The 20,952-nt window shown below is 70.9% G+C and carries 17 protein-coding genes; 10 read left to right on the top strand and 7 right to left on the bottom strand.

The features are described 5' to 3' along the window. Positions 1-61: 61 nt before the first annotated feature. Both ABL310_RS10530 and ABL310_RS10525 read left to right on the top strand, forming a co-directional pair. Positions 62-1,345 (top strand): PQQ-dependent sugar dehydrogenase, encoded by a 1,284-nt coding sequence (locus tag ABL310_RS10530; protein WP_349371629.1) that lies wholly within the window; start codon positions 62-64, stop codon positions 1,343-1,345. Between the two features lie 63 nt (positions 1,346-1,408). Continuing rightward, a complete protein-coding gene (locus ABL310_RS10525; RefSeq protein ID WP_349371628.1) occupies positions 1,409-1,741 on the top strand; it encodes a cytochrome c in 333 nt (110 codons plus the stop codon). A gap of 9 nt (positions 1,742-1,750) precedes the next feature. Here the strand turns inward: ABL310_RS10525 and ABL310_RS10520 are convergent, their stop codons facing one another. Then, positions 1,751-2,692 (bottom strand): DMT family transporter, encoded by a 942-nt coding sequence (locus ABL310_RS10520; protein WP_349371627.1) that lies wholly within the window; start codon positions 2,690-2,692, stop codon positions 1,751-1,753. A gap of 37 nt (positions 2,693-2,729) precedes the next feature. On the opposite strand from ABL310_RS10520, the gene ABL310_RS10515 reads away from it, so the two are divergent. Both ABL310_RS10515 and ABL310_RS10510 read left to right on the top strand, forming a co-directional pair. Next, positions 2,730-3,584 carry an AraC family transcriptional regulator gene (locus tag ABL310_RS10515; RefSeq protein ID WP_349371626.1) on the top strand — a complete coding sequence of 285 codons (855 nt, stop codon included), beginning with the start codon at positions 2,730-2,732 and terminating at the stop codon, positions 3,582-3,584. Positions 3,585-3,648: 64 nt separating this feature from the next. Further along, positions 3,649-4,533 (top strand): DMT family transporter, encoded by an 885-nt coding sequence (locus ABL310_RS10510; RefSeq protein ID WP_349371625.1) that lies wholly within the window; start codon positions 3,649-3,651, stop codon positions 4,531-4,533. A gap of 9 nt (positions 4,534-4,542) precedes the next feature. Here ABL310_RS10510 and ABL310_RS10505 read toward each other — a convergent pair whose 3' ends face one another. Further along, positions 4,543-5,640, bottom strand: coding sequence for a hypothetical protein (locus ABL310_RS10505; protein WP_349371624.1), 1,098 nt, complete (start codon positions 5,638-5,640; stop codon positions 4,543-4,545). Between the two features lie 149 nt (positions 5,641-5,789). On the opposite strand from ABL310_RS10505, the gene ABL310_RS10500 reads away from it, so the two are divergent. From ABL310_RS10500 to ABL310_RS10480, 5 genes are all read left to right on the top strand, one after another. Then, positions 5,790-6,734 (top strand): DMT family transporter, encoded by a 945-nt coding sequence (locus ABL310_RS10500; RefSeq protein WP_349371623.1) that lies wholly within the window; start codon positions 5,790-5,792, stop codon positions 6,732-6,734. A 157-nt stretch (positions 6,735-6,891) separates the two neighbouring features. Further along, complete coding sequence (gene groES, locus ABL310_RS10495; RefSeq protein WP_349371622.1) at positions 6,892-7,182, top strand: co-chaperone GroES; 291 nt, start codon at positions 6,892-6,894, stop codon at positions 7,180-7,182. A 102-nt stretch (positions 7,183-7,284) separates the two neighbouring features. Next, the gene (gene groL / locus ABL310_RS10490; protein ID WP_349371621.1) at positions 7,285-8,937 is read left to right on the top strand and encodes a chaperonin GroEL; all 1,653 of its coding nucleotides are present in this window, start codon (positions 7,285-7,287) and stop codon (positions 8,935-8,937) included. Positions 8,938-9,290: 353 nt separating this feature from the next. Further along, positions 9,291-12,284 carry an autotransporter domain-containing protein gene (locus ABL310_RS10485; RefSeq protein ID WP_349371620.1) on the top strand — a complete coding sequence of 998 codons (2,994 nt, stop codon included), beginning with the start codon at positions 9,291-9,293 and terminating at the stop codon, positions 12,282-12,284. Positions 12,285-12,286: 2 nt separating this feature from the next. After that, positions 12,287-12,799 carry an invasion associated locus B family protein gene (locus tag ABL310_RS10480; RefSeq protein ID WP_349371619.1) on the top strand — a complete coding sequence of 171 codons (513 nt, stop codon included), beginning with the start codon at positions 12,287-12,289 and terminating at the stop codon, positions 12,797-12,799. Positions 12,800-12,872: 73 nt separating this feature from the next. On the opposite strand, the gene ABL310_RS10475 is transcribed toward ABL310_RS10480, so the two are convergent. Beyond that, positions 12,873-13,730, bottom strand: coding sequence for a hypothetical protein (locus ABL310_RS10475; protein ID WP_349371618.1), 858 nt, complete (start codon positions 13,728-13,730; stop codon positions 12,873-12,875). A 178-nt stretch (positions 13,731-13,908) separates the two neighbouring features. Here ABL310_RS10475 and ABL310_RS10470 point away from each other — a divergent pair, with 178 nt between their 5' ends. Then, positions 13,909-15,480, top strand: coding sequence for an alpha-amylase family glycosyl hydrolase (locus ABL310_RS10470; protein ID WP_349371617.1), 1,572 nt, complete (start codon positions 13,909-13,911; stop codon positions 15,478-15,480). A 15-nt stretch (positions 15,481-15,495) separates the two neighbouring features. On the opposite strand, the gene hflX is transcribed toward ABL310_RS10470, so the two are convergent. The 4 genes from hflX to ABL310_RS10450 all read right to left on the bottom strand — a co-directional run bounded on the left by hflX (position 15,496) and on the right by ABL310_RS10450 (position 20,926). Next, positions 15,496-16,890 (bottom strand): GTPase HflX, encoded by a 1,395-nt coding sequence (hflX, locus tag ABL310_RS10465; protein WP_349371616.1) that lies wholly within the window; start codon positions 16,888-16,890, stop codon positions 15,496-15,498. 3 nt (positions 16,891-16,893) lie between these two features. Then, complete coding sequence (hfq, locus tag ABL310_RS10460) at positions 16,894-17,148, bottom strand: RNA chaperone Hfq (protein WP_349371615.1); 255 nt, start codon at positions 17,146-17,148, stop codon at positions 16,894-16,896. 170 nt (positions 17,149-17,318) lie between these two features. Continuing rightward, positions 17,319-18,689 carry a sigma-54 dependent transcriptional regulator gene (locus tag ABL310_RS10455; RefSeq protein ID WP_349371614.1) on the bottom strand — a complete coding sequence of 457 codons (1,371 nt, stop codon included), beginning with the start codon at positions 18,687-18,689 and terminating at the stop codon, positions 17,319-17,321. Beyond that, the gene (locus tag ABL310_RS10450) at positions 18,686-20,926 is read right to left on the bottom strand and encodes a PAS domain-containing sensor histidine kinase (RefSeq protein WP_349372038.1); all 2,241 of its coding nucleotides are present in this window, start codon (positions 20,924-20,926) and stop codon (positions 18,686-18,688) included. Before ABL310_RS10450 ends, ABL310_RS10455 begins: the two co-directional genes overlap by 4 nt. Positions 20,927-20,952 lie beyond the last annotated feature (26 nt).

Genomic DNA, 20,952 nt, shown 5'->3' with positions numbered 1-20,952 from the left:
GAAAAAAGGCGACCGTCTCCCAACGGCCTCGCGGACGGGGGCAGCATCCGAGGAGGACACGATGAGGCGTCTCAAAGCCTGTCTCGTCGCCGGAGCCGCGCTGCTCGCGCCGTTCGCGGCCCAGACCCACGCCCATGCCCAAGCGACGCCGCCGAGCGACGCGCTCGAGCGGCTCAGCGACTTCAAGACGACCGGCACGACCGAGTTCACCTATATCGACCAGGACACGGAGATGGCGGACAACGTCCGCAAGGTGCTGGAGCGGATCGAGCTGCCGCCGGGCTTCGAGATCTCGCTCTACGCGCTCGTGCCGGACGCGCGCCACATCGCGGTGGGTCCGCAGGGCGTCGCGACCTTCGTCGGCACGCGCAAGACCGACGTCTGGGCCGTGACCGACCGCGACATGAACCGCGTCGCGGACGAGGTGAAGCGCTTCGCGCCCTCCCTCGCCTTCGACATCCCCAACGGCCCGTGCTTCTCGGATGACGGGATGCTCTACATCGCCGAGCGCAACCGCGTGCTCGTGTTCCCGGCGGCGGAGTTCTTCTACGAGAGCCCGGACGTCGCGGCGTTCAACGTCATCCCCCAGGGCGAGCTGATCCCGCCGGAGGAGGAGAGCTTCAACCATTCCGCCCGCGTCTGCCGCATCGGGCCGGACGGCAAGATCTACATCTCGCTCGGCCAGCCCTTCAACGTCTACCCCGAGGAGAAGCACGAGCTCTACCTCGACACCGGCATCGGCGGCATGATCCGCCTGAACCAGGACGGCACCGGGCGCGAGGTCTACACGACCGGCATCCGCAACTCGGTCGGACACGACTTCCACCCGGGCACGGGCGAGCTCTGGTTCACGGACAACCAGGTCGACGGCATGGGCGACGACATCCCACCCGGCGAGATCAACCGCCAGACCGCCGCCGGGCAGAATTTCGGCTTCCCCTGGTACGGCGGCGGCGACGTGCGCACGAACGAGTGGAAGGGCGCGGAAGTCCCGGCCGACGTGATCTTCCCCGTGGTCGAGACCATCGCCCACGCGGCCGATCTCGGCATGACCTTCTACACGGGCGACATGTTCCCGAACGAGTACCGCAACGCCATCTTCTCGGCGCAGCACGGCTCGTGGAACCGCACGACCCCGGTCGGCGCGCGGGTGATGGTCACCGTCATCGACGAGGAGGGAAACGCCACGACCGAGCCCTTCGCGGAGGGCTGGATCAACGAGAACGGCGAGTATCTCGGACGGCCCGTGGACGTGGCGCAGCTGCGCGACGGCTCGCTGCTCGTCTCCGACGACCTCGTCGGCGCGCTCTACCGCATCTCCTACACCGCGCCCACGCAGCAATGAGGCTCCCCGCCGCCGGCGCCTCCGCGCGCCGGCGGCGGATGTCGGTTCATCCAGCGAGGCATCATGATCCGCGTTCTCCCGGCGGCGCTCGTCGCCTTCGCGCTCGCCCTCCCCGCCTCCGCCCAGACCGTCTCCGGCGACCGCGACGCCGGACGCGCCAAGGCGGGCCAGTGCCGCACCTGCCACGGGATCGACGGGATCGCGACGATCCCCATCGCCCCGCACATCGCGGGGGAGAATTTCGTCTACCTGCAGACCCAGCTCCGCGCCTTCCGCTCCGGCAAGCGCGAGCACGAGATCATGTCCGTCGTGGCGAAGACGCTGTCCGACCAGGACATCGACGATCTCTCCGCCTGGTACTCGGCGATCGAGATCACGGCGACGATCCCGGAGTGACGGCCGGGATCAGCGCCCCCCACGCTGGACCAGCACGACGCCCGTGATCGCCAGGGCGATGGCGGCGAGGACCATCGGCGAGGGCAGCGTCGCGAAGGCGATCGCCGTCATGGCCGCGCCCCAGATCGGGACGAGGTTGAGGAAGACGGAGGCCCGCGCCGGCCCGATGGCGGCGACGCCCCGCGACCAGAGCCAGAAGGCGCCGAGGGTCGCGAGCACGCCCATGTAGAGCACGGCCGCGACGTCGAAGGGCCGCATCGCGGCGATCTCCGCCGGCACGTCGGTGGCCAGGGCCGCCGCGGGCGCGAGCATCAGCGCGCCGAGAACGAGGCTCCATCCGGTGACCACGGACGCCGGATGCGCGGCCAGCGCCCGCTTCACCTCGATCGTGTAGACCGACCAGACGATCGCCGCCGCGACGAAGAGGAGGTCGCCGAGGAGCGTTCCCGCCTCCACGCGCCAGCCGCTCGCCCGGGCTTCCGGGACGACGGTGACGAGAACCGCGGCGAAGGCGCAGGCGAAGCCGGCGATCTGCGCCGGCGTCACGCGCGCCCGCAGCATCGCGAGCGAGAGCGCCGCCGTCCAGGCGGGCGTGGTCGCGATGATCACGAGCCCGTGCAGCGGCGTCGACAGGTCGAGGGCGATGGTGAAGAGCACGTTGTAGGCGAAGACGCCGAGAAAGCCGATCCGCGCGAACAGCGCGATCTCGCCGAGGCTCGCCGCGGCGAAGCGCCGGGTCAGCGCCACGACCACGCCCACCGCGAGCGCGCCCACCGCGAAGCGCGCGGCGGCCAGGAAGACGGGGTCGAGGACCTCGAGCGAGATCTTCCCCGCGACGAAGACGCCCGCCCAGAACAGCGTCGCGAGCGAGAGCCGGACATAGGTGGCGAGGTGCGAGGCGGCGCCGGCGACGGCAGGATCGGGCTTCACGGTTGCGTTCTCGTCGGGCATGCTCTCCTCCAGCAAGAACGGGATCGGAGCCTCGCCCATGCCGCACCCCGCCGGGCCGCGTCTTGAACGATCGTGCGCCGCCGCCGCGCCGGACGTGATCCGAACGGGCGCCGGCGCGCCCGGCGTCGAGCGGATCGCCGCGCGTTTCTCGGGGCACGCCTACGATCCGCACCGGCACGACACCTATGCGATCGGGCTGACCCTGGCCGGCGTTCAGAGCTTCGACTATCGCGGCTCGCGGGCGGACGGCCTTTCGGGCTGCGCCCTCGTCATCCACCCCGACGAGCGCCACGACGGCCGCGCCGGCGCCCAGGGCGGGTTCGCCTACCGGATGGCCTATGTCGAGCCGCGCCTCGTCGCCGAGGCGGCGGGGGCGCGGCTCGGCGCCCTGCCCTTCCTGCGCGACCCGGTCTCCCGCGACCCGCGCCTCGTCGCCGCCGTGCGGGCGCTGTTGTGCGATCTCGAGGGTCCGCTCGAGCCGCTGGCCATGGACGCCGCGCTCGCCGAGCTCGCGGAGGCGCTCGTCGCGCTCGACCCGGGCGCCGTGCGCCGGCCGGAGCGGCCCGGGATCGCCGCCGCCGTTGAGAGAGCCCGCAGGCATCTCGCGGCTGATACCGGGGACATCGTCCGGTCGGAGGATCTGGAGGCGCTCACCGGCCTCGATCGCTTCACCCTCGCCCGGCACTTCCGCCGCCGCCTCGGTACGAGCCCCTACCGCTATCTCGTCATGCGCAGGCTCGACGCCGCCCGCATCATGATCCGCGCCGGCGCCGCCCTCGCGGACACCGCCTTCGCCGTCGGCTTCGCCGACCAGAGCCACCTCACGCGGCAGTTCAAGCGGGCGTTCGGGGTCACGCCCGAGCGGTGGCGCCGCCTCGGCATCGCAGCCTGATCCCTCTTCCCCGCCACCTCGCGCCGTGGCATCACCCGCTCCCGTTCGCTCGCCGGAGCCCTCCATGCCCGCCCGCACGAACCACGCCGCGCCCGCCGGCGCCCTCCCGCGCGCGATCCGCGACGCGGTGCTCGGCATCGGGTTTCTCTCCGCCATGGACGCCGCCGTGAAGCTCGCGACCGTCTCGCTGCCGGTGACGCAGGTGACGTTCCTGCGCTTCGCCTTCGGGCTGATCGCGGTAGCGGCGGCGATCGCGTGGACCCGCCCGCGGGTCCCCACCGCCCAGGCGCTGCGGATCAATTTCGTGCGCGCCCTCCTCGTCGTGGCGACGGGGCTCGCCTTCTTCACGGCGCTCTCGCGCCTGCCGCTCGCGGAGGCGACGGCGCTGACCTTCCTCGCGCCGGGCTTCATGGCGCTGTTCGGCGCGCTCTTCCTGAAGGAGCGCGTGAGCGGGCGCATCGTCGCGGCGCTGGCCATCGGCTTCGCCGGCATGCTGGTGATCGTGTTCGGGCAAGGCGGCTTCTCGTCCGGCGTCACCCTCGATCCGCTGGGCGTCGCGGCGGGGCTGTCGGCGGCCGTGTTCTACGCCCTCGCCATGGTCCTGGTGCGCGCCCGCGCGCATCTCGACGGCGTGGTCGTCATCGTGGCGTTGCAGCACCTGTTTCCGGCCCTCGTGCTGGCCGGGCCCGCGGCCTATGTGTGGGAGCCGCTGACGGGCGATCTCGTCTGGCTGTTCTGCCTCGTCGGCACGCTCGGCGTCTGCGGCCACCTGCTGCTCGCCCGCGCCTTCCGCTCGGCCGAGGCCGCCCGCATCGCGCCGATCGACTATACGGCGCTGGTCTGGGCGGCGCTGCTGGGGCTCGTTCTGTTCGGCGAGATCCCCGGCTGGGCGACGCTCGCCGGCGCGGCGCTGATCGTGGCGGGGGCGGTGGTGGCGTCGCGGCGGTGAGGCGGCGGCTCAGGCGACCCGGGATACCGGACCGGGCAGGACCCGCGGCTTCGGCCGCAGCGGCGGCCAGGGATTGAGGTAGATCGCCTCCTCCGGCACCGGAAAGCCGTAGACTTGGCCGAAATCCTCGTGCTCGGGCCCGAGCGGCGCGTCCGTGATGTATCCGAACTCCAGGTTCGGCCAGATCTCGGGCGCGCGCTCCGCGTCGCGCGTGACCTCGGTCGGGACCAGGACGTCGGTGTGGTAGACGGCGCTGTAGAAATCCTGGGAATGATCCTCCGGCACGGTACGCGGCAGGGCGCCGACGGGCGCCCGTCGGGGGCGCAGGGGCGCGAGCCCGCGATTGTGCCAGGTGCAGCTCGCCGCGCCGTCGAGGCCGGTGCCGCCGTTGCCGATCGAGCGCAACGCCAGGTCCATCACCTGGTCGACGGCGTCGGGCAGGCTCGCCGCCTCGCCTTTCGCCACCATCTTGTTCGCCCAGTGGCCGGCCGAGTTGATCGAGATGAGGAGGCCGCCGGGGATACGCCGGTCGTGGTTCCAGGTGCCGTGAGCCGAGCTGTAGAAGAGGTTGGCGCCGGCCTTGTAGAGGCGCACGCGATCCGTGCGCAGCGGCACGGCCTCGGTGTAGAGGATGTCGGCCTCGACCGGTGCGAACTCGACGAAATAGAGGTCGGCGACGTGCCGGCAGATCTCGACGAGCGCGTCCGACGGCGGGCATTCGGCCAGGCGCCGGCTGTTGAGCATGACGAGGAACCCGCTCGGGCCCCCGTCGAGCGCCTGCGCCTTCCAGGCGCGCCGCGCCGCCTGGATGCGGGCGCGCAGGTGCTCGTCGCCCGCGGCGATGTCGACGTCGTCCAGCCAGCAGACCGCGAGGCCGATTCCGCGCAGGCCCCTGGACGCCATCCGTCCGAACAGGCAGGGCTGATGGCGCGCCGCCCAGGCGAGGAAGGCCGCGCAGCGCTCCTCGTGCGACCGCGCGGGGTCGAGGATCGTCTCGTGCGCCGCATCGATGTCGGGGCCGAACGCAGGTGGACCCGCCGCCGGCTCCAGCGCCCGGAGCCGTTCCTCGAGCGAGGGCCGTCTCGGGATGTTTTCATGCAGAAGCATGTTCCAGCAATCTCCGGGTTGATCGACCCGAGATTGCGTCGAGGCGACGCATCCGTCAAGTGCATCCGGCACGCTACGCATTTCTAAGATTGCTAAACGAACGGCGATGCCTTAGAGGCGGTGGATCGAGATCGCGAGAGGCCACACGCATGCAGCCCGGAACGCGGGAGCCCGATGTCCCGGCGCAGGCCGCGTCGCAGCACGGCGATCGGCGGCGGCAGCGCGCCGTGGCGGTCATGGCGATGATCGGCTCGGCGGCGTGCTGGGGCTCGGCCACGGTGATGTCCCGCGACCTTCTCTACGACATCCCGCCGGTGACGCTGCTCGTCCTGCAGCTCTCCGCCAGCGTCGCCTTCCTGGTCCTGCTCGCGGGCCCGCGGGCGCTGCGACGCCATCGCACCCGCGCCTTCGCGCGCGCCTCGTCGATCGGGCTGCTCGAGCCCGGAGCCACCTATGCGATCGGGCTCGTCGGGCTCGCGCTGACGACCGCGGGCAGCGCCTCGGTGATCGGCGCGTCGGAGCCCGTGCTGATACCGCTCGTCGCCTTCCTGCTGTTCGGCCATCGGCCGACGCGGCGTCTCGTCGTGTGCATCGCCGTCGCGACCGCCGGGCTGCTCCTCGTCTCCAGCGCCTCGACGAGCCTGCCTGGGGCGAGCCCGCTCGGCGACGTGCTGATCGTCGTCGCCACGATGACGGCGGCGACCTACGTCGTCCTGTCGGCCCGGATCGCCGCGGACTTTCCGCCCGCGACCCTCGCGTCCGGGCAGCAGGCCGTCGGGCTCGCCTTCGCGCTGGCGATCTTCGCCGCGGTGGTCGCCACGGGAGCGGACGCGAGCGGCTTCGAGGTACTCACGCCCGGGCTGCTGGCCTATGCGGCGGCGTCCGGCGTCGTTCAGTACGCGCTCGCCTTCTGGCTCTACCTGATCGGCCTCAGCCGGGTGTCGGCAGGCGCGGCCGGGTTGTGGCTGACGCTGATCCCGGTCTTCGGGCTGCTCGGGGCCTATCTCGTCCTCGGCGAAGTGCCGACGACGCCCATGCTGCTCGGGGCGACGATGATCCTGGCCGCGGTGACGCTGGGGCGCAACGAGGCGTGACGCCGGAGCGCGCCATCCTTGACACGCCGGCCGCGTCCATCTATCTCGCAGGCACGCTTTGGCACTCTCTCGCATCGAGTGCCAACAGCCCTGAGCAACCCGGACGGCGGGCGTGTTCTAGCCGAGCGCGCCCCGCCTGCATAGAGGACGCCACCCCATGAACTTCCGTCCCCTGCACGACCGCGTCGTCGTCCGCCGTATCGAGGCGGAGGAGAAGACGAAGGGCGGGATCATCATCCCGGACACCGCCAAGGAGAAGCCCCAGGAGGGCGAGGTCGTCGCCGTCGGGCCCGGCGCCCGCGACGAGACCGGTAAGGTCCAGCCGCTCGACGTCAAGGCCGGCGACCGTGTCCTGTTCGGCAAGTGGTCGGGCACCGAGGTGCGCATCGACGGCCAGGATCTCCTCATCATGAAGGAGAGCGACATCATGGGCGTCGTCTCCGCGTAAGCGGGCGGGTCCCATCGTCGACCTCATCCGAGCAAACCCGCCCCCGTCGCGCGCCGGCTCCGCGCCGGTCCCGGGGGCCACGAGACCCGAAGGAACGAACACATGGCTGCCAAGGACGTGAAATTCTCGTCCGACGCCCGCGAGCGCATGCTCCGCGGCGTCGACATCCTCGCCGACGCGGTGAAGGTGACGCTCGGCCCGAAGGGCCGCAACGTCGTCATCGAGAAGTCGTTCGGCGCGCCCCGCATCACCAAGGACGGCGTCACCGTCGCCAAGGAGATCGAGCTCTCGGACAAGTTCGAGAACATGGGCGCCCAGATGGTCCGCGAGGTCGCCTCCAAGACCAACGACCTCGCCGGCGACGGCACCACCACCGCCACCGTGCTCGCCCAGTCGATCGTGAAGGAGGGCGCCAAGGCGGTCGCCGCCGGCATGAACCCGATGGACCTCAAGCGCGGCGTCGACATGGCGACCGCGGCCGCCGTCGCGGACATCCAGTCCCGCGCCCGCAAGGTCGAGGCCTCCTCGGAGGTCGCGCAGGTCGGCACCATCTCCGCCAACGGCGACCAGCTCATCGGCGAGATGATCGCCAACGCGATGCAGAAGGTCGGCAACGAGGGCGTCATCACGGTCGAGGAGGCGAAGACCGCCGAGACCGAGGTCGACATCGTCGAGGGCATGCAGTTCGACCGCGGCTATCTCTCCCCGTACTTCATCACGAACGCGGAGAAGATGATCGCCGAGCTCGACGATCCCTACATCCTCATCCACGAGAAGAAGCTCTCCTCGCTTCAGGCGATGCTGCCGATCCTCGAGGCGGTCGTGCAGTCGGGCAAGCCGCTGCTGATCGTCGCCGAGGACATCGAGGGCGAGGCGCTCGCCACCCTCGTCGTCAACAAGCTGCGCGGCGGCCTCAAGGTCGCGGCCGTCAAGGCTCCGGGCTTCGGCGATCGCCGCAAGGCCATGCTCGAGGACATCGCCATCCTCACCGGCGGCACCGCCGTCTCCGAGGACCTCGGCATCAAGCTCGAGAACGTGACGCTCGACATGCTCGGCCGCGCCAAGCGCGTGCGCATCGAGAAGGAGAACACCACGATCATCGACGGCGCCGGCTCGAAGGACGACATCGAGGCCCGCGTCCAGCAGATCAAGGCGCAGATCGAGGAGACCACCTCGGACTACGACCGTGAGAAGCTGCAGGAGCGTCTCGCCAAGCTCGCGGGCGGCGTGGCCGTCATCCGCGTCGGCGGCGCCACCGAGGTCGAGGTCAAGGAGAAGAAGGACCGCGTCGACGACGCCCTCAACGCCACCCGCGCGGCGGTCGAGGAAGGCATCGTCCCCGGCGGCGGCACCGCTCTGCTGCGCGCCAAGAAGGCGGTCGCGAAGCTCGAGTCCGACAACCCGGACATCCGCGCCGGCATCAAGATCGTGCTGCGCGCGCTCGAGCAGCCGCTGCGTCAGATCGCCGAGAACTCGGGCGTCGAGGGCTCGATCGTGGTCGGCAAGATCAACGAGAACTCCTCGGAGACCTTCGGCTTCAACGCCCAGACCGAGGAATACGTCGACATGATCCAGGCCGGCATCGTCGATCCGGCCAAGGTCGTGCGCACGGCGCTCCAGGACGCCGCCTCGGTGGCGGGCCTGCTGATCACCACCGAGGCCATGGTCGCCGAGGCTCCGAAGAAGGAGTCGGCCGGCGGCGGCGGCGGCGGCGGCATGCCCGACATGGGCGGCATGGGCGGCATGGGCTTCTGAGGCCCGCCGCTCGCGCCAGACGCGAGACGCGAATCGGAGGCCCCCGGGGAGACCCGGGGGCCTCTTTCGTTTCTCCGCTAGCGGCACCCCGTCGAAGGCCGGTGCGGTCGCCGCCGACGTCGAACCGCCGTGCGCCCCTGCCGAGTATTGCCGACCGCTCTGTTGCCTCGAAGCCACGTTGCGAGGAAAGCTGCCGGGAAGCCCTGGATGGTGCTTCGTGATGACGTAGGGTATCGCGAGAAGTCTGTCGTCGCGAGGATGGTGGACGCTGCGGGTGATCGATGGTTTTTCGGCTGCGACAAGAACGGCAAGACGGCAGGCGAGGAATTACGCTGGTCGCTAGCGCCGTACTCATGTCGGTCACCGCGCCCGCATACGCGCAGGTCTCCTGGGACGGCAGCCTTTCGACGGATTGGTTCACAGCCGGCAATTGGACGACCAACACGGTGCCCGGCACGTCCGACGCGGTCTTGCTGAACACGGTCTCACCGAGGCCCACCGTGATCGCCGGCGGCTCGGCGCAGACGGCCGACTTGACCGTCGGGCAGTTCGGCACCGGCCAGCTGAGCGTCGAGACCGGCGGCGCCATCTCCACCACCCGAGGCTATGTCGGTCGAAACTTCGGCGGCTCCGGCACGGTGACGGTCGTCGGCGCGGGCTCCATCTGGAACAGCGGCAACCTCCTGGTCATCGGCGGGTCCGGAACGGGCAGCCTGAGCATCGAGGCCGGCGGCAGCGTCACGAACGCACTGAGCGTCCTCGGCGACAATTTCGGCGGCGCCGGCGTCGGCACCGGCACGGTGACGGTCACCGGGACGGGCTCGACGTGGAACAGCACCGGCAACCTGACGATCGGTGCGTCCGGCACAGGCACGCTGCGCATCGAGGCCGGCGGCAGGGTCTCGAACACGACCGCCCTTCTCGGACTGGCCTCGACCGGCGTCGGAGCGGTGACCGTCACCGGCCCGACCTCGACCTGGGAGAACAGCTCGGATCTGTACGTCGGCTATGCCGGCGCCGGCGAGATGAGCGTCGAGGCAGGCGGCAGCGTGTCGAACGCGGCCGGCTATATCGGCCGCTCGTTCAACGGCGCCGGTGTTGTGACGGTCGCCGACGGCTCGACCTGGACCAGCAGAGACGGGCTGTATGTCGGCTTCTTCGGCAGGGGCACACTGAGCGTGGCGAGCGGCGGCACGGTGTCGAGCGCGGCCGGCTACGTCGGTATGAACCCCAACGGCGTCGGAACGGCGAGGGTTACCGGCGCGGGTTCCACCTGGGTGAACGATACGGATCTGTACGTCGGCTTCGCGGGCGCCGGCGAGCTGATCGTGGAAGCCGGCGGCCGCGTTGCGAGCACGGCCGGCTATCTCGGCGGAACTCTCATCGCCAGCGGCTCGGTGACCGTCACAGGTCCGGGCTCGGCCTGGACCAGCAGCGGCTCCCTGCTGGTCGGTGACTCGGGAAGAGGGTCGCTGACCATCGTGGACGGGGGCACGGTTTCCGTGGCCGCGGGCTCGGGACAGCTCGGCATCGCCGCGAACCCGACCGCCTCGGGAACGGTCTCGATCGGCGGCGCAATCGGCGATCCGGCGGGGGCGCCGGGCGTGCTCGAGGCCGCGCAGGTGATCTTCGGCGCTGGACGGGGCAGCCTCGTGTTCAACCACACGTCGGCGCGCCACACATTCCCGTCTGCGATCTCCGGACCCGGCGCCATCTCGATCCTGGCCGGCGTGACGGAGCTGACCGGCGATTCGAGCGGCTTTACCGGCACGACCACGATGTCGAACGGCACGCTGCTCGTGAACGGCAGGCTGGGCGGGACGCTGAACGTCGCGAGCGGTCGCCTCGGTGGGTCCGGCACGATCGGGTCGACGACGATCGCGGCAGGCGCGACGATCGCGCCCGGCAACTCGATCGGGACGATGACCGTCGACGGCGACCTCGACCTGCTGTCCGGCTCCGTCTTCGAGGTCGAGACCGATCCGGCGAGCGGCGCCAGCGACCGCATCGTCGTGACCGGGACGGCGAACCTCGCCGGAACGGTCTTGCATATCGGCCAGACGGGCGCCTATGCGCCCTATTCAGACTACGTGATCCTGACAGCGTCGAGCCTGAACGGAAGCTTCGCCGGGGCGAGCTCGACCTTCACCTTTCTCCAGCCGCTGCTCGTCTATTCGCCGACGAACGTGACGCTTCGGCTCGTGCGCAACGGCATCTCGCTTGCGAGCGTCGCCCGCACGGACAACCAGATCGCCGTCGCCCGAGCGCTCGACGGCGTGGGGATCGGAAGCGACCTGTACAGAGCGCTCATTCTGCTCGACGCGCCGACCGCGCGAGCGGGCCTGACGCAGCTCGCCGGCGATTTTCATCCCAGCGTGCAGGGCGCCCTCGTCGATGGCGCCGGAACGGTGCGCTCCGTTATGCTGAACCGGTTCCACGGGGGTGCCTATCGCGGGGTTGCGGAGAGCGGGCCCTTCGCCGCCTACAGCGCCTTCGAGAGCGCCGCCGAGGTCCCGGCGGGTCGGGGCCTCGCGGCATGGGGAGAGGTTTTCGGGTCTTGGAGCCGCGTCGGAGGCACGGTGGGAACGCCGAGCATCGAGCGCGACGAAGGCGGGTTCCTCGTCGGCCTCGACGGGATGGTCGGGGAGAGCATCCGCGTCGGCCTGTTCGGCGGCTACGGCCGCTCGACCATCGCGGCGGACTCGCTCAACGCCTCCGGCGAGAGCGACGATGTCCATCTCGGCGCTTATGCCACGGGGGAGCTCGGTCCCTTCCGTATCGGCGCCGGGGCGATCCACACCTGGCACCGAATCGAAACGCGGCGCACGATCGCGTTCCCCGGCTACGCCGACGCGCTCTCGGCCGACTACGATGCGCGCAGGACGCAATTCGCCGGCGAGGTCGGCTATCGCCTCGGAACTGGCGGCTTCGCGCTCGAGCCCTTCGCTGGCCTCGCCTATGTGCATCTCGATACCGACGGCTTCAGCGAGTCCGGCGCCAGTGCAGCGCTTACCGCCCAGGGCAGCACGCTCGCGACCGCCTATTCCACGCTCGGCCTGCGCCTGTCCACGGCCTTCACCCTTCGAGGCTGGCAGGCGACCGCGCGCGCGATGGTCGGATGGCGGCACGCCTTCGGTGACACGCAGCCGACCACGACCTTCCGCATCGCCGGCTCGGACGCGTTCGTCGTGGCGGCTACGCCGATCGAGGAGGACGCCGCCGTCGTCGAGGCCGCGCTCGACTTCGAATTGCGGGAGCAGGTGACGCTCGGTATCGCCTACGGCGGCAGCTTCGGCGACCGCGGTGCGGCGCATGGGGCGACCGGGCGTTTACGGATCGAGTTCTGATCATGCGGCCTGCTCTCGCCTCGATCCTCGTTGTGGTTGGGCTGACCGTTTCTCCGCTCCCGGTGAAAGCGCAGGCGCCCGCGGCGCCGTCGTCCCTGCAGGAAACCTACGGCGACTGGACCGTCGCTTGTGCGACGCGCGCGGGCGCGAGACGCTGCGTCATGGCGCAGCGTCTCGTCCAGCAGGACGGCCGCCAGATCGCCGGCATCGAGCTCGCCGAAACCGACGTAGGCCTGTCCGGCATGCTCGTCATGCCCTTCGGGTTGCTTCTGGATGAAGGGACGGCGCTCTCGGTCGACGGCGCCCTTCTGACGCAGGCGCGCTTCAGCACCTGCCTGCCCGGCGGGTGCCTCGTTCCCCTCGTCCTCGATCCCGTCGCGGTATCGCGTCTCGCCGGAGGCGAACGCCTCGAGATCGCGGCCACCGCGAACGAGACGCGCGAGCCGTTCGGCCTCGGCATGTCGCTCGAAGGCTTCAGCGCCGCGCGCGAGCGCCTGTCGGAGCTGGCGCGATGACGTGACGCTGCCCGGGGGCTCCTCCCGAAGGTCCGCAGCGCCGCGGGTGCTGATGCGCGTTTCCGGCTCCGCGTCAGCGCTCCCGTCCCGCGTCCTCCTCGCGCCGAAAGGCGACTTCGGGCTCGTGCTCCGAATGCGCCATGCCGGAACGGTCGCGCACGCGCAGGCGCGCGAGCAGCGCGCGCCGCCAGCGGCGGATGGGCTTCGCCACGCGCCGGTGCGCGCCGATGATGCCGGGCGGCTGGGCGTAGGTCTCGCGCTCCTCCGGCGTGAACGCCTCGGGGTAGAGGCGGACGTGGTGCTTGCGCACGTGGTAGCTGTCCGTCTCCTGCAGGAGCGCGACGAAGCGGCGGAACAGGCGGCCGTTCCAGGGCCAGCGCGCGCCGATGCCGAGGCTGACCTGGAAATCGATCAGGTTCGGCCGCCCCTCGCCGTCCACGATGACGTTCTCGCGCTTGTGCAGGTCGACATAGGCGATGCCGCGGGCGTGGACCTCGGCGAGCAGGCCCTCGAGCTGACGGGTGAAATCGGGCGCGATGCCGTTGCGGTCCTTGAAGGGCCGGCCGGCGATATAGACCCGCGCCACCGCGTTGTCGGCAACGCGTCCCCCGACCTCGACCGGGCCGAGCACCTCCGGCACGAGCGGCACGTCGGCGAGGCGCGCCAGGAAGCCGGCCTCGCGCCGCGCCAGGGTACGGCCGAGCCAGCGCATCGGCACGATGAAGATCGGCTGGATACGGTTGAACTTTACGGTGATGAAGCGCTCGTCCGCCGCGTAGAGCGCCGTCGCCGCCCAGGAATCGTGCTTGAACACCGTCACGCGCGCGTAGTCGACGCCGTCGACGCGCACCATGGCGGGCGGCTCGGCCGCGCCCAACGCCCGGAAGAGCGGCGGCCTCGGCCGGACCTCGCCGGCGCCGGTTGTCGTCATCGAAGCCCCCTGCCCCCCACGAGCCGTGAGATGCCAAAATGCGGCCAAAGGACGGCTCGCGCAAGGTGAATGCCGCGGACGCGGCGGCGAACCAACGCCGCCCTTCACGGTTGCCCTCGCGGCGTGCGATGCCCTATGCGGGCGGCGAACGAAACGCGACGACACGAAGGCCTGCTCGATGACCGAACTCAAGCGCGACGAGGCGACCTGGTGGCGACACGCGGTCGTCTATCAGATCTATCCGCGCTCCTTCCAGGATTCGAACGGGGACGGCATCGGGGATCTCGCCGGCATCGCCCGCCGGCTCGACCATCTCGTGACGCTCGGCGTCGACGCCGTCTGGATCTCGCCGATCTATCCCTCGCCGATGAAGGACTTCGGCTACGACGTGTCGGATTATCGCGGCGTGGACCCGCTGTTCGGCACGCTCGCCGACTTCGACGCCCTCGTGGCCGCGGCGCACGGGCGGGGGCTGAAGGTGCTGATGGACTTCGTGCCGAGCCACACGTCCGACGAGCACCCCTGGTTCCGCGAGAGCCGTTCCTCGCGCGAGAGCCCGAAGCGGGACTGGTACGTCTGGGCCGATCCGGGGACCGACGGCGGGCCGCCCAACAATTGGCTCTCCGAGTTCGGCGGGCCGGCCTGGAGCCTCGATGCGGCGACCGGCCAGTACTGGCTCCACATCTATCTGCGCGAGCAGCCGGCGCTCAACTGGCGCAACCCGGCCGTCCAGGAGGCGATGCTCGACGTCATGCGCTTCTGGTTCGACCGCGGCGTCGACGGCTTCCGGGTCGACGCGGTGGAGCATCTCGTCCCGGACGCGCGCCTGCGGAGCAACCCGCCGGACCCGCATTGGCGCCCGCCCATGCAGGAGGCCCGCGCGCTCCACCGCGCCTTCACCGCCCACCAGCCGGAAGTCTTCGACGCCGCCCGCGCCATGCGGCGGGTCGCCCGAGAGTACGAGCCCGAGCGGCTGCTGATCGGCGAGGCCTACGGCACGCTGCCCGAGGTGATGGCCTATTACGGCGGCGAGGGCCTCGACGGCTTCCAGCTGCCCTTCAACTTCCAGCTGATCTTCGCCGATTGGCGGGCCGAGACCATCGCGGGCCTGGTCGACGCCTACGAGGCGGCGCTGCCGGAGGGCGCCTGGCCGAACTGGGTGCTGGGCAACCACGACCGGCCGCGCATCGCAGGCCGCGTCGGCCCGGCGCAGGCACGCGTCGCGGCCATGCTGCTGCTCACGCTGCGCGGCACGCCGACGATCTACCAGGGCGACGAGCTCGGCATGGTCGACGTGCCGATCCCGCCGGAGCTGGTCCACGACCCGATGGAGAAGAACGCGCCGGGCCAGGGGTTCGGCCGCGACCCGGTGCGCACGCCGATCCCTTGGGAGGAAGGCCCGACCGCCGGCTTCACGACGGGCGCGCCGTGGCTCCCGATCGGCGGCGCGGCGCCGGTCGCGGCCCAGGCGCGGGACCCCGGCTCCATGCTCGCCCTCATCCGCCGGCTGGCCGCGCTGCGCCGCGCCGAGCCCGCCCTCGCGCTCGGCGCCTACCGCACGCTTTCGGCCGCGGACGACGTTCTCGTCTTCGAGCGCCGGCACGGCGCGCGGCGGATCGTGGTCGCGCTCAACTTCGCCGACGCGCCGCGGCCGCTGGCCGAAGGCGGGCGCGTGCTGCTCTCGACCCACGAAGGCGCGCGGGAGACCGGGCGGCTCGCGCCGAACGAGGGGCGCGTGACGGAGGGGTGAGGCCGCGTCGCGACCTCAGCCGAGGGCGCGCCTCGCCTGGGGAAAGCGCTGGAGGAAGCGCGGCTCCTTCTCGGCGGCGATGCGCACGAGGAAGTCGACGCGATCCTCGGCGTCCGTGCGCCCGAAGATCTCCGCCTGCTCGTAGAGCCAATGCGCGCCCGCCCCGTCGGCCGGGTCGAGCGTCACGGCGTAGGTCGGGCGGCCGCGGGCGATGCGGTCCTCGACCACGCGCAGGAGCTCGTCGATCCCCTCCCCCGTCACGGCGGAAACGAGCGCGGGACGTTCGGCCGGGTCCATGCGCGCGATGATCGCCTCGAGCCGCGCCCGCTCGTCGGCGTCGATCAGGTCCGCCTTGTTCCAGACCTCGACGATGCGCGCACGGTCGTCGGGGTCGATGTCGAGATCGCGCAGCACCTGCCGGACATCCTCGGCCTGGGCCTGCGTCTCGCCGTGCGAGACGTCGCGCACGTGGAGCAGCACGTCGGCCTCGATCACGTCCTCGAGCGTGGCCCGGAAGGCGGCGACGAGCATGGTCGGCAGGTCGGAGATGAAGCCCACCGTGTCCGACAGGATCGCCTTCTCGCCGTGCGGCAGCGCGATGGCCCGCGAGGTGGGGTCGAGGGTGGCGAAGAGCATGTTTTCCGCCATGACCTCGGCGCGGGTCATGCGGTTGAAGAGCGTCGACTTGCCGGCATTGGTGTAGCCGACGAGCGCGATGATCGGGTACGGCACGCGGCGGCGCGAGGTGCGGTGGAGCGCGCGGGTGCGCGTCACCGTCTCGAGGTCGCGCTCGATGCGGGTCATCCGCTCCTGGATCTGCCGGCGATCCGCCTCGATCTGCGTCTCGCCCGGGCCGCCGAGGAAGCCGTAGCCGCCGCGCTGGCGCTCGAGATGCGTCCAGGAGCGCACGAGCCGGCTCTTCTGGTAGTTCAGGTGCGCCAGCTCGACCTGAAGCCGGCCTTCGCGGGTGCGCGCGCGGCGCCCGAAGATCTCGAGAATGAGCCCCGTGCGGTCGATGACCTTGGCGCCGAGCTCCTTCTCGAGGTTGCGCTGCTGCACCGGGGAGAGCGCGCAGTCCATCACCACGAGACGGATCTCGTGGGCGGTGACCACGCCCTTGAGCTCCTCGACCTTGCCCTTGCCCAGGTACGTCGCCGGCCTGAGCGCCGAGAGCGGCGTGACCAGCGCCTCGACCACGGCGAGATCGATGGCGCCGGCCAGGCCCACGGCCTCCTCCAGCCGCGCCTCGAAGGCGCGCGGGTTGACCGGCGCGCTCTCGCCCTCCCCGCCCGCGCGACGGCGCGTCAGGTAGGGGCCGACCACGAGCGTCGGGGTCCCCGAGGCGACCTCCTTCTCGGGCTCGGCCAGCCGCTGGAGCCTCTCCTCGACGGGCGGCTTCGGCTCGCTCACGGCTCAGCCTTTCTCGCCGCCCTCGTCCCCCTGCTCGAACAGCTGGATCGGATGCCCCGGCATGACCGTGGAGATCGCGTGCTTGTAGACGAGCTGTGAGTGTCCATCGCGGCGCAACAGGACGCAGAAATTATCGAACCACGTGACAACGCCTTGGAGCTTCACGCCGTTCACCAGGAAGATGGTCAGGGGGACCTTGTTCTTCCGCACGTGATTGAGAAACGTGTCTTGCAGATTCTGCGCACGCTCGCCCGCCATGAGTTTGCCTCGCCACCCTGCCGCCGCCGGTCTTGGAAGTCAGGAGCCATGGAACTTAGATCGACCGCCTGCTGGCGGCCCTGAACCGGCACGCCCATTACAGATGGGTCCTATCGCCAAGGCAAGTCCCCTTGTCGCCGTCACGCGCGCTTTTTCGCGCGCGACCATGGTCAGGCGTTCACGCCGAGCGACTTCAGCTTGCGGTGGAGCGCCGAGCGCTCCATGCCGATGAACTCGGCCGTGCGCGAGATGTTGCCGGAAAAACGTGCGATCTGGGCCATCAGGTACTCGCGCTCGAAGATCTCGCGCGCCTCGCGCAGCGGCAGGCTCATCAGCTTCTCTCCGCCCGCCCCGCTCGGCGTCGCCGGCACGAGCGCGCCGACCTCGGCGGGGAGCATGTCGGCGGTGATCTCGATCTCGGGATCGCCGCTCGCCAGAATCATCAGGCGCTCGACGTTGTTGCGCAACTGGCGCACGTTTCCGGGCCAGTCGTGCGACTGGAGCACCGCGAGCGCGTCCGAGCCGATGCGACGCGGCGGCAGGCCGGTCGCCCGCGAGATCTGCTCCATGAAGAAGCCGATCAGCTCCGGCACGTCCTCCCGCCGCTCGGCGAGGGACGGCACGCGGATCGGCACGACGCTGAGGCGGTGGAAGAGGTCCTCGCGCAGGCGCCCCGCCGCGATCTCGGCCTTCAGGTCGCGGCTGGAGGACGAGACGATGCGCACGTCGACGTGAACGCGCGTCGAGCCGCCGACGCGCTGGAAATTCTGCTCGACGAGAACCCGCAGGATGCGGGCCTGGGTCTCCTTTGGGAAATCGGCGATCTCGTCGATGTAGAGCGTGCCGCCGTGCGCCTCCTCGAGGGCGCCGACGCGGCGGTCGCGGCTCTCGCCCGATTCGACGCCGAAGAGCTCGGCCTCCATGGTCTCGGGCGTGATCGTCGCCGCGTTGATCACCACGAAGGGGCCGTTGGCCCGGCTGGAGAGCGCGTGCATGGTGCGTGCGACGAGCTCCTTGCCGCAGCCCGGCGCGCCGGTGACGAGAACGCGCGCGTTGGTCGGCGCGACGCGCTCGACCGTCTGGCGCAGCTGGTTCATGACCGGCGACTTGCCGCAGATCCGGCTCGCCTCGGCCGAGCGGGCGCGCAGCTCGCGCACCTCGCGCTTGAGCCGCGAGGCCTCCAGCGCGCGCTCGGCGACGAGCACCAGCCGGTCGGCCTTGAACGGCTTCTCGATGAAGTCGTAGGCGCCGAGCTTGATCGCGGAGACGGCGGTCTCGATGTTGCCGTGGCCGGAGATCATCACCACCGGCAGCTCCGGATGGCTCGCCTTGATCTGCTCGAGGACCTGCAGCCCGTCGAGCCGCGAGCCCTGGAGCCAGATGTCGAGGAAGACGAGGTGCGGGCGCCGGCTCTCGATGGCGGCGAGCGCCTCGTCCGAGCCGCCGGCGGTGCGGCTGCGGTGGCCCTCGTCCTCCAGGATTCCCGCGACCAGATCGCGGATGTCGGCCTCGTCGTCGACGATGAGGATATCGGCGCTCATGGCGTGGTCGCCCCCGAGATGCGCGCCGCGTCGGCGCTTGGTGTGGTCTCGCCCGCCTCGCGGGCGGGCTCGGCCGGGAACCAGAGGCGCACCCAGGCGCCCCGCCCGGCGGGATTGTCGCGAAGCTCGACGCCGCCGCCGTGCTCCTCGAAGATCTTGGCGACGATCGGCAGGCCGAGTCCGGTGCCCTTGTCGCGCGTGGTCATGTAGGGCTCGAGCAGCCGCTGGCGGTTCTCGGTGGGGAAGCCGCGGCCCGTGTCGACGACGTCGATGGCGACGACGCCCTCCTCGAGGCCGACCGCGACCGTGATGCGACCCTCGCCGGGCGTCGCATCCGGCGATTCGGCGATGGATTCCGCCGCGTTCTTCAGGATGTTCGCCACCGCCTGTGACACGAGCCGCCGGTCGAACCGGGCGAGAAGCGGCTCCTGGGGCAGCTCGTCCTCGAAGGCGATGTCGGGGTGGGCGATGCGCATCATGAAGAGCGCCTGGCGCACCGTGTCGGACAGGTCCTCGCGCTCGACGATCTTCGGCTTGGGCATCCGGGCGAAGGACGAGAACTCGTCGACCATGCGCTTGATGTCGTCGACCTGACGCACGATCGTGTCCGTGCACTGGTCGAACACGGCGCGGTCCTCGGTGATGACCTTGCCGTACTTGCGCCGGATCCGCTCGGCCGAGAGCTGGATCGGGGTGAGCGGGTTCTTGATCTCGTGGGCGATGCGGCGCGCGACGTCGGCCCAGGCGGAGGTGCGCTGGGCGGAGACGAGATCGGTGATGTCGTCGAGGGTGACGACGAAGCCCTTCTCGTCGCCGCGCGCCTGCTCGGAGGTGACGCGCACGTCGACGGTGCGCTCGCGCCCGCCGCGCTGGATGGCGATCTGGGCCTGCGTCAGCCGCGTGCGCGCGCTGCGCGCCGTCTCGACGAGGCCCGCGAGCTCCGGCAGGACGTCGGCGGCGGGACGGCCGACGGCGTTCGTTTCGGAGAGGCCGAACAGCCGCTCGGCCGAGGGGTTCATGATGGTGACCGCCCCGTGCGCGTCGAGGCCGACCACGCCCGCGGAGACGCCCGAGAGCACCGCCTCGGTGAAGCGCCGGCGCCGGTCGATCAGGTCGCTCGCGGCGGTGAGCCCGTCGTGCTGGCGGCGCAGCTCCGACGTCATGGCGTTGAAGGTCTGGCCGAGGAAGGCGAGGTCGCCTTCCGTCCGGCGCACCGGTACCTGGACGTAGAAGTTCCCTTCCGCCACCTGCTGCGTCGCGCGGATGAGCCGACGGATGGGAGCGACCAGCCGGTCGGCGGAGCCGAGCCCGAACCAGATCGCCGCGAGCAGGATGATCAACGTGATCACCGCGAGCATGGAGGCGAAGGCGATCTGGATGCCCGAGGAGAGCTGGGCGAGGAGGTTGTAGTAGTTCATGCCCGCTTCCGCTTCCGCCGGGAAGTCGAGGGCGCGCCGGTCGACGAAGCGCGTGACGAAGAGGATGCGGCCGTCGTGCTCCTGAAGCTTGAGGATCGAGCGCAGCACCGAATCCTCGCGCGGCACGAGGCACAGCGCGTCCTCCTCGTCGGCGTCCGCGAGGTCGCGCGGGCCCGGCACCTCGAGGCCCGGGATCGGGACGTTGACGATCTCCTCGACGACGCGCCCGTCCGGCTCCACCACCATGGCGACCGGAAAGCCGAGGAAGGTCGCGCGCGAGCGCATGAACTCGCGAAACAGGTTCGGATCGGCGTCGTAGAGCACCTTGGCGCGGTCGAGATCCGCGGCCATGAGCGTCGTCTCGCGCGCGAGCGTCCGGCACTGCAGCTCGCGGTATTCGTGGGCGATCTCCACCGTGTTCTGCAGGAGCGTGCCGACCCAGCCCGAAAACCAGGGCTCGAGCCCACGCGCCAGCGTGATCGAGGCGACGACGGCGACCACGACGACGGGGACCGTCGCGATCCCGCTGAAGAGGGCGACGAAGCGCAGATGCAGACGCGCGCCGGCCGCGCCGGCCCGGCGCGCCCGGACCAGCCGCTTCGCCTGCACGGCCATGATCGCGCCGAGCGCGAGGATGAAGCCGAGATTCACCGCGAGCGCGTTGACCGTGACCGATTCGGTCGGCTCGATCGGCGTGAGGCCGGACAGGATCAGGAAGGACGCCAGCGCCGAGACGAGCGCGGCCACGACCACGACGAGGCCGACCCAGCCCGGCCCCGTGGCGGCGATCTCGTCGTCCGCGCTCGTCTTGCCCCGCATCTGTTTCACGTCGGCCTCGCCGCGGG

Origin of the sequence: Salinarimonas sp. (genome assembly GCF_040111675.1) — a bacterium.
Lineage (GTDB): Bacteria > Pseudomonadota > Alphaproteobacteria > Rhizobiales > Beijerinckiaceae > Salinarimonas.
This window is presented reverse-complemented; position numbering and strand designations above follow the sequence as displayed.

What these genes read in the sequence shown, in the direction of transcription:
- groL (WP_349371621.1), top strand. Translation starts at nt 7,285, where the DNA reads ATGGCTGCCAAGGACGTGAAATTCTCGTCCGACGCCCGCGAGCGCATG.
- groES (WP_349371622.1), top strand. Translation starts at nt 6,892, where the DNA reads ATGAACTTCCGTCCCCTGCACGACCGCGTCGTCGTCCGCCGTATCGAG.
- ABL310_RS10530 (WP_349371629.1), top strand. Translation starts at nt 62, where the DNA reads ATGAGGCGTCTCAAAGCCTGTCTCGTCGCCGGAGCCGCGCTGCTCGCG.
- ABL310_RS10475 (WP_349371618.1), bottom strand. Translation starts at nt 13,730, where the DNA reads ATGACGACAACCGGCGCCGGCGAGGTCCGGCCGAGGCCGCCGCTCTTC.
- ABL310_RS10525 (WP_349371628.1), top strand. Translation starts at nt 1,409, where the DNA reads ATGATCCGCGTTCTCCCGGCGGCGCTCGTCGCCTTCGCGCTCGCCCTC.
- ABL310_RS10515 (WP_349371626.1), top strand. Translation starts at nt 2,730, where the DNA reads ATGCCGCACCCCGCCGGGCCGCGTCTTGAACGATCGTGCGCCGCCGCC.
- ABL310_RS10470 (WP_349371617.1), top strand. Translation starts at nt 13,909, where the DNA reads ATGACCGAACTCAAGCGCGACGAGGCGACCTGGTGGCGACACGCGGTC.
- ABL310_RS10510 (WP_349371625.1), top strand. Translation starts at nt 3,649, where the DNA reads ATGCCCGCCCGCACGAACCACGCCGCGCCCGCCGGCGCCCTCCCGCGC.
- ABL310_RS10505 (WP_349371624.1), bottom strand. Translation starts at nt 5,640, where the DNA reads ATGCTTCTGCATGAAAACATCCCGAGACGGCCCTCGCTCGAGGAACGG.
- ABL310_RS10455 (WP_349371614.1), bottom strand. Translation starts at nt 18,689, where the DNA reads ATGAGCGCCGATATCCTCATCGTCGACGACGAGGCCGACATCCGCGAT.
- ABL310_RS10485 (WP_349371620.1), top strand. Translation starts at nt 9,291, where the DNA reads ATGTCGGTCACCGCGCCCGCATACGCGCAGGTCTCCTGGGACGGCAGC.
- ABL310_RS10480 (WP_349371619.1), top strand. Translation starts at nt 12,287, where the DNA reads ATGCGGCCTGCTCTCGCCTCGATCCTCGTTGTGGTTGGGCTGACCGTT.
- ABL310_RS10500 (WP_349371623.1), top strand. Translation starts at nt 5,790, where the DNA reads ATGCAGCCCGGAACGCGGGAGCCCGATGTCCCGGCGCAGGCCGCGTCG.
- ABL310_RS10450 (WP_349372038.1), bottom strand. Translation starts at nt 20,926, where the DNA reads ATGCGGGGCAAGACGAGCGCGGACGACGAGATCGCCGCCACGGGGCCG.
- hfq (WP_349371615.1), bottom strand. Translation starts at nt 17,148, where the DNA reads ATGGCGGGCGAGCGTGCGCAGAATCTGCAAGACACGTTTCTCAATCAC.
- ABL310_RS10520 (WP_349371627.1), bottom strand. Translation starts at nt 2,692, where the DNA reads ATGCCCGACGAGAACGCAACCGTGAAGCCCGATCCTGCCGTCGCCGGC.